The 6839-nt window shown below is 67.2% G+C and carries 7 protein-coding genes; 1 reads left to right on the forward strand and 6 read right to left on the reverse strand.

Going from position 1 to position 6839, the window contains the following annotated elements; translation table 11 throughout:
* Positions 1–45: 45 nt before the first annotated feature.
* Positions 46–1878: an ABCB family ABC transporter ATP-binding protein/permease gene (locus RT97_RS26050; protein WP_042581758.1), complete on the reverse strand. Its 1833-nt coding sequence runs from the start codon at positions 1876–1878 to the stop codon at positions 46–48.
* Between the two features lie 41 nt (positions 1879–1919).
* Here RT97_RS26050 and RT97_RS26055 point away from each other — a divergent pair, with 41 nt between their 5' ends.
* Complete coding sequence (locus RT97_RS26055; protein WP_042581764.1) at positions 1920–2348, forward strand: acyl-CoA thioesterase; 429 nt, start codon at positions 1920–1922, stop codon at positions 2346–2348.
* A gap of 40 nt (positions 2349–2388) precedes the next feature.
* Here RT97_RS26055 and RT97_RS26060 read toward each other — a convergent pair whose 3' ends face one another.
* The 5 genes from RT97_RS26060 to RT97_RS26080 form a co-directional block, all read right to left on the reverse strand.
* Entirely contained in the window at positions 2389–3546 is a 1158-nt protein-coding gene (locus RT97_RS26060) for an ABC transporter substrate-binding protein (RefSeq protein WP_042581759.1), read from the reverse strand.
* A 146-nt stretch (positions 3547–3692) separates the two neighbouring features.
* Positions 3693–4457, reverse strand: a complete 765-nt coding sequence (locus tag RT97_RS26065) for an enoyl-CoA hydratase (RefSeq protein ID WP_042581760.1) — start codon at positions 4455–4457, stop codon at positions 3693–3695.
* Positions 4458–4500: 43 nt separating this feature from the next.
* Positions 4501–5094, reverse strand: a complete 594-nt coding sequence (locus RT97_RS26070; RefSeq protein ID WP_042581761.1) for a 2-hydroxychromene-2-carboxylate isomerase — start codon at positions 5092–5094, stop codon at positions 4501–4503.
* Positions 5095–5123: 29 nt separating this feature from the next.
* Positions 5124–5870, reverse strand: coding sequence for an SDR family oxidoreductase (locus RT97_RS26075; protein ID WP_042581762.1), 747 nt, complete (start codon positions 5868–5870; stop codon positions 5124–5126).
* Between the two features lie 4 nt (positions 5871–5874).
* Positions 5875–6711 carry an acyl-CoA thioesterase gene (locus RT97_RS26080; RefSeq protein ID WP_042581763.1) on the reverse strand — a complete coding sequence of 279 codons (837 nt, stop codon included), beginning with the start codon at positions 6709–6711 and terminating at the stop codon, positions 5875–5877.
* Between the last annotated feature and the right edge of the window lie 128 nt (positions 6712–6839).

The raw sequence follows: 6839 nt of genomic DNA on the forward strand, positions 1-6839 counted from the left end.
CACGTCTGAACTCCTGGATCGATTGGAAAGGGTTGAATGATCGGGCTAGAGCAAAGGTGCTGCTTCGCTCTTCTGCAAAGCCCACATCTGGGCATAGCGGCCTTGCCTGCCGAGCAGCTCGGCATGCGTGCCGCGCTCGACGATCACGCCGGACTCGAGCACGAGGATCTCGTGCGCATCGACCACGGTCGACAGGCGGTGCGCGATCACCAGCGTGGTCTTGTCTTGTGCGGCGCTCTTGAGCTCCGACTGGATGGCGCGCTCGTTGGCCGAGTCGAGTGCCGAGGTGGCCTCGTCGAAGATGACGATGGGCGGGTTCTTCAGGAGCGTGCGCGCGATGGCCACGCGCTGCTTCTCGCCACCCGAGAGCTTCAGGCCGCGTTCGCCCACGGTCGTCTCGTAGCCCTTGGGCGTGGCCGAGATGAAGTCGTGGATGCGTGCGGCCCGTGCCGCGCCTTCCACCTCTTCACGGCTCGCGCCGGGCCGGCCGTAGGCGATGTTGTATTCGACCGTGTCGTTGAAGAGCACCGTGTCCTGCGGCACGATGCCGATGGCACGCCGCACGCTCGACTGCGTGACCTCGCGGATGTCTTCGCCGCCGATGGTGATGCGGCCCTGCTGCACGTCGTAGAAGCGATAGAGCAGCCGCGCGAGCGTGGACTTGCCCGAGCCGGACGGGCCGACGACGGCCACCGTCTTGCCGGCCGGGATCTCGAAGCTCACGTGCTTCAGGATCGGGCGCGCGGGCTCGTAGGCGAAGCTCACGTCCTCGAAGCGGATGGTGGAGTCGGCGCCCGCGAGCGGCTGCGCTTCCGGTGCGTCGCGCACCTCGCGCTCCTTCTCCATCAGCACGAACATCTTGTCCAGGTCGGTCAGGCTCTGCTTGATCTCGCGGTAGATCACGCCCAGGAAGTTGAGCGGAATGTAGAGCTGGATCATGAAGGCGTTGACCATCACCAGGTCGCCCAGCGTCATGCGGCCTTCGACCACGCCCGAGGTGGCGCGCCACAGCATCAGCACCAGGCTCACGGCAATCAGCAGCTGCTGGCCGGTGTTGAGCATGCTCAGCGTGCGCTGGCTCTTGATGGCGGCCTTGCGGTAGCGGTCCAGGCTCGCGTCGTAGCGCTTCGCCTCGAAGTCCTCGTTGTTGAAGTACTTGACCGTCTCGTAGTTCAGGAGCGAATCGACCGCGCGGCTCTGGGCCATCGAGTCGAGCTCGTTCATGGTCTTGCGGAACTGGGTGCGCCACTCGGTCACCGTGACGGTGAAGGTGATGTAGAGCACCAGTGCCACGCCCGTGATCCACACGAACAGCGAATCGAACTTCACCCCCAGGATCGTGAGCACCAGCACCAGTTCGATGATGGTGGGCACGATGCTGTAGAGCGACATCGAGATGAGCGAATGCACGCCGCGCGTGCCGCGCTCGATGTCGCGCGTCATGCCGCCCGTCTGTCGCTCCAGGTGAAAGCGCAGGCTCAGCGAATGCAGGTGGCCGAACACCTCCAGCGCGATCTGCCGCGCGGTGCCCTCGGTGGCCTTGGCGAAGATCAGCTCGCGCAGCTCGCCGAAGAGCGCGGTCGAGAAGCGCAGCAACCCGTAGGCCAGCAGGAGCCCGATGGGCACGATCAGGAGCGCCTGGGCCATGTCCGGCTTGGGCGTCATCGTGTCGATGAGGTTCTTCAGCAGCACCGGCACGCCCACGTTGGCCACCTTGGCGCCCACCATGAACGCGAGCGCGGCCATCACGCGCCACTTGTACTGCCAGAGATAGGGAAAGAGCCGGCGCAGCGTCGCCCAGTCGGAGCGGTCGCTTTTCTCGGGCGGGTGGCCGGAGACGGTAGGGGAAGGGGGAAGGGCTTCGCCGCTGCGGCGCATGAGGGACAATCGTGGTTGCTTGTTTGTTGCAGATTGTGCCCATGTCCGATACTTCCAGTGCCGCCGCCGCAGCCACCCTCAAAAGCCTGCCCACCGACATGGAGCTGGTGCTCAAGGTCATTCCGATGCCGGCGGACTGCAACGCCAACGGCGACATCTTCGGCGGCTGGGTCATGGCCCAGTGCGACCTGGCCGGCTCGGTGATCCCGGCGCGCTACGCCAAGGGCCGGCAGGCCACGGTGGCGGTCAACGAGTTCATCTTCAAGCAGCCGGTGCGCCTGGGCGACATCCTCTCGTTCTATTCGAAGCTCGTGCGCATCGGGCGCACCTCGGTCACGGTGACAGTCGAGGTGTTCGCCGAACGCTTCCGGGCGCAGGGCGAATACATCAAGGTGACGCAGGCCACCTTCACCTACGTGGCGATCGACGACAACGGCCGGCCGCGCGTCATCGAACAGCCGCCGACCTGAGAACCAGAACCGTTCGGGCGAACGGCTCTGCTGCTTCACATCAGACGCCCGGGTCGCGCATCCGCTCGAAGCGCTCGAACTCGCGGTTGACCCAGCGCCCATCGCGCCGCTCGGTACGGCGGATGTAGACGGTCTGCACGATGTCGCGCGTGTGGGCGTCGATCTCGATGGGCCCGCGCGGGCTCTCGAACTTCAAGCCCCGGAAGGCATCGACCAGCCGTTCCCCGCTCGCATTGCCGCGCACCGAGGGCGAGGCCAGCGCGGCATCGATGGCCGCGAGCGCATCGTGCGCCGCGACTGCGAAATAGCCCGGCCGCAGGTGGCTGCCGAACTCAGTCTCGAAGACGCCCGTGAAGCGGCGGTTGGCCGGCGATTCATGGGCGAACGAGTAATGGTGGCTTGTCACGAGCCCGTCGGCCAGCTCGCCCATGCCTTCGAGGTAATGGTCATCGGTAGCGTCGCCGGTCGCGAGCAGGCGGATGCCGGTGTCGGCCATGCCGCGGTCGCGCCAGAATTTCAGGAAAGTCGCCGGCATCTGCCCCGAGGGCAGGAAGAAGAACACCGCCTGCGGCTTGAGCTCGCGCAGCCGCAGCATGTAGGCCGAGTAGTCGAGCGTGTTGAGCGGCACCCGCAGCATCGCGCCGACCTGCCCTCCCCCGGCGGTGATGCCCGCGACGAAGGCGCTTTCGGCATCGACGCCCGAGGCGTAGTCGGCCACCACGGTGCAGACATCGCGCAGCCCCTGCTGCAGCGCCCAGCGCGCGAGCGGCAGCGTGACCTGGGCGATGGTGAACGACAGCCGCACCGCATACGGGCAGCGCGCCGTGATCCCCGAAGACGCGGCGTTCATCACCACCAGCGGCAGCTTCGCCTGCGCGGCGATGGTGCCGACGGCGTAGGCGTTGGAGCTGAAGTCCAGGCCCGCGAGCAGATCGACGCGCTCGTTCTCCACGAGATCCTGGGCCTGGCGGCGCGCCTGCTCGGGCGCGCTGCCCGGCACGTCGCGCCGCAGCAGTTCCACCGGGCGCCCCGCGATCTGCTGGTTATGCGCGGCCAGCCAGACCGACATGCCCGCATCGAACTGACGCCCACCGCCCGCATAGGGGCCGGACCAGGAACCGATGACGCCGATGCGCAGCGGACGAACCCGTGCGAGGACCACGGAAGGCGCCGCCAAGGCGCCCGCAAGCAAGCCCAAAGTACGCCTGCGCGCGGGATCGAATGCTACTTTTTCAGTAGCATCATTCGCCCGCGGGACGGGCGTTTCGGGCGGTCTTGTCTCGAAAAATTGCACGCCCGACAGTGTACGGGGCCACTGTCGGCGGGCCAACGCGGGAGGAACCCTCAGACCTTCGAGAAATCGGGCTTGCGCTTCTCCATGAAGGCGCCGAAAGCTTCCTTGGCTGCGGGCTCGCGCAGCATGCGGCCGAAGCTCGCGCCCTCTTCGCCCATGCGTTCGAGCACGGCCGGCAGTTGCGCCTTCTTCAGCAGGCGCTTGGTCTCGATCAGTGCGCTCAACGGCTTGGCCGCGAGCTTGCGGGCCTGCATCTGCGCGATGCCATTGGCTTCGGTCGGCGGCACCACGCGGTTGACCAGGCCCACTTCGAGCGCGGCCTCGGCCATGAAGGGTTCGCCCAGCAGCAGCGCCTCGGCCGCGCGGTGGTAGCCGAGCATCTGCGGCACCAGGAGGCTCGAGGCCGCCTCGGGGCACAGGCCCAGGTTCACGAAGGGCATTGAGAACGCCGCGTTGTCGCCCGCGTAGACGAGGTCGCAATGGAACAGCATCGTCGTGCCGATGCCCACGGCCGGGCCGCAGACGGCCGCGACGATGGGCTTGGGAAAGGTCGCGATGCCGCGCAGGAACCGGAACACCGGCGACTCCTGCGTCGCGGGCGGGGCGTTGAGGAAATCGCCGATGTCGTTGCCCGCGCTGAAGATCGTCGGGTCGCCCTGGATCAGCACGCAGCGCACGGCCGCTTCGCTCTCGGCCGTGGCCAGTGCTTCGGCCAGTTCGGCGTACATGCCGCTGGTGATCGAGTTCTTCTTGTCGACGCGGTTGAAGGTGATGGTCATCACGCCGGCTTCGGTGTGGACGAGGATGTCGCTCATGGGAATGGTCCTTGGGTAAAAACGGTTGCTGCGGGCGATGCGCTCAGGCGTCGAGGGCTTCGCGCACGAAATCGAGGCGGTCCTGGCCCCAGAACATCTGGTCGCCGACGAACATGGTCGGGGCGCCGAACACGCCGCGCTCCACGGCCTCCTGCGTGACGGCCTTGAGGCGGTCCTTCGTCTCCTGCGCGCCGGCCAGCGCGAGCAATGCGCCGGCGTCGAAGCCCGCATTCTGCAAGACGGCGCCGACCGTCGCCGGGTCGTTGAGGTTCTGCGGCTCAACCCACATCGCGTGATAGACGGCATCGACATACGCGGCGAAGCGCTCGGGCTCCTTCATCTGCATGCCGGTGGCGCCGCGCATCAGCAGCAGCGTGTTGACGGGGAAGTGCGGGTTGTGCACGAACGGCACGCCGTAGCGCCTGGCGAAGCGCTTGAGGTCGATGTTCATGTACGGGCCCTTGGGCTTGATCTCGGCGGGCGAGTGGTTGCCCGTGGCCTGGAACACGCCGCCCAGCAGCATGGGCTTCCACACCAGTTCGGCGCCGGTGTCCGCGCATACGTGCGGCAGTTGCGTGGCGGCCAGGTAGGCGGCGGGGCTGCCGAAATCGAAATAGAACTCGACGGTCTTTGTCATGGGCGTCTCCGGATCTTTTGATTTGTTTGTCAGAACTTCTCGGACCAGGGGCGCAGGTCGAGCTCGTGCGTCCACGCATCGCGCGGCTGTGCGTGCAGCATCCAGTAGCTGTCCGCGATGTGGTCCGGGTTCAGGATGCCGTCGCTCTCCTTGAGCACGTAGCGCTCGGGGAAGTTGCTGCGGATGAACTCGGTGTCGATCGCGCCGTCGACCACCACGTGCGCAACGTGAATGCCCTGCGGCCCCAGCTCGCGCGCCATCGATTGGGCCAGCGCGCGCAAGGCCATCTTCGCGCCCGAAAACGCGCCGAAATTCGCTGCGCCGCGCAGCGACGCCGTGGCACCGGTGAAGATGATCGTGCCGCGATGCCCGCCCTTGGGCACTTCGCGCGCCACCATGCGCCTGGCCACTTCGCGCCCGTTGAGAAAGCCCGAGAAGCACGCCATCTCCCACACCTTGAAGTACTTGCGCGCGGTCTCGGCGAGGATGCTCTCGGGCACGTTGGCGCCGATGTTGAACACCATCACCTCGATGGGGCCGATCGTCGATTCGATCTCTTCGATGAGCGCGACGACTTCTTCTTCCTTGCGCGCATCGCAGGCGAACGCATGCGCGCGGCCGCCATCGGCCTCGATCTGCGCGACCAGCGGCTGCAGCTTGTCGAGGCTGCGCCGCGTGACGCATGCGGCGAAACCCTCGCGCGCAAAACGGCGGGCAATCGCGCCGCCGGTGGCATCGCCGGCGCCGACGATGAGTGCAGCCTTGGTGAGCGCCATGGCGTTATTCCTTGTAGTAGACGATCTGGTTCGAGGTGGCGAGCAACACGCCCTTCTCGCTCCACAGATGCGCCGTCTGGTCGAAGAACCCGTTGAAGAACTGCTGCCCCGCCGCGCGGCCCAGCAGGTAGCCCGTGCCGACCTCGGCCAGTTGCTCCGGCCCGGCGTGGAAGTAGGTCGTGATCGACACCGTGCCCGCCGGCACGTGCCTGGCGCGGCGCAGCCAGACGCGCGGATAGAACACGTCGCTCATCGCGGCGAGCGAAGGAAAGTCCAGCGGCCGCGGTTGCGCATCGCGCACCCAGATCCGCGTCTCGCTGTGCTTCAGGCTGCCGTCCCATGTCGCGGGGATGCCGCCGCTGAAGGGACGCATGTCGTACTGGTTGATCCAGGCCACGCCCGACGGCCCGATACTGATGCGATCGACCGTCCCCGGCGCGGGCGCCTCGGGCATGGGCATGTCGCTCTCGCCCCAGGTGTCGCGACGCGCGGCCGTCACCACGGTGGCGGTGGTGGTCATGTTCGGCGCGCCGCTCGCACCGGCCTGCGTGATCTGCACGGTCCAGTGCTGCGTCGAGCGGTTGGTGCGCACGGCCGTGGCCTGGATGTCGAACGCGCCGGCTTCGAGCGCGGCCGCGTAGTTGACGGTGAGTGCGATGGGCGTGCCGAGCAGGTCGGGATGCCGCAGCACCGCCTGCAGCGCGAGGGCCGCGGTGGTGCCGCCGAAAGGGCCGACCATGTTCCAGTAGTCGGGGCTGGTCATACCGGTGAAGTGGCCCACGCGGATGTCGCTGTGGTGCAGGGCCAGGGCTTTGTCGAAGGGGTGTTGCGTGCTGCTCATGGTGCTTGCAGTGTGCCTCCGGAGGATGGCGTCACGCAGTCGTGTGCGGGACGTTGGCGTGCTGCACCGCGGCAGGCCCGGCGGGCGCGGTCAGCGCGGCCAGCCGGTGCAGCTTGTCGACGACGCTC

It is taken from the genome of Variovorax paradoxus (assembly GCF_000834655.1).
GTDB classification, from domain to species: domain Bacteria; phylum Pseudomonadota; class Gammaproteobacteria; order Burkholderiales; family Burkholderiaceae_C; genus Variovorax; species Variovorax paradoxus_F.

Excerpts from the sequence above, each read along its gene's own strand:
- RT97_RS26065 (WP_042581760.1), bottom strand. The coding sequence starts at position 4,457 with ATGAGCGACATCCTCGTCCACACCGAAGCCGGCGTGATGACCATCACC.
- RT97_RS26050 (WP_042581758.1), bottom strand. The coding sequence starts at position 1,878 with ATGCGCCGCAGCGGCGAAGCCCTTCCCCCTTCCCCTACCGTCTCCGGC.
- RT97_RS26075 (WP_042581762.1), bottom strand. The coding sequence starts at position 5,870 with ATGGCGCTCACCAAGGCTGCACTCATCGTCGGCGCCGGCGATGCCACC.
- RT97_RS26055 (WP_042581764.1), top strand. The coding sequence starts at position 1,920 with ATGTCCGATACTTCCAGTGCCGCCGCCGCAGCCACCCTCAAAAGCCTG.
- RT97_RS26080 (WP_042581763.1), bottom strand. The coding sequence starts at position 6,711 with ATGAGCAGCACGCAACACCCCTTCGACAAAGCCCTGGCCCTGCACCAC.
- RT97_RS26070 (WP_042581761.1), bottom strand. The coding sequence starts at position 5,094 with ATGACAAAGACCGTCGAGTTCTATTTCGATTTCGGCAGCCCCGCCGCC.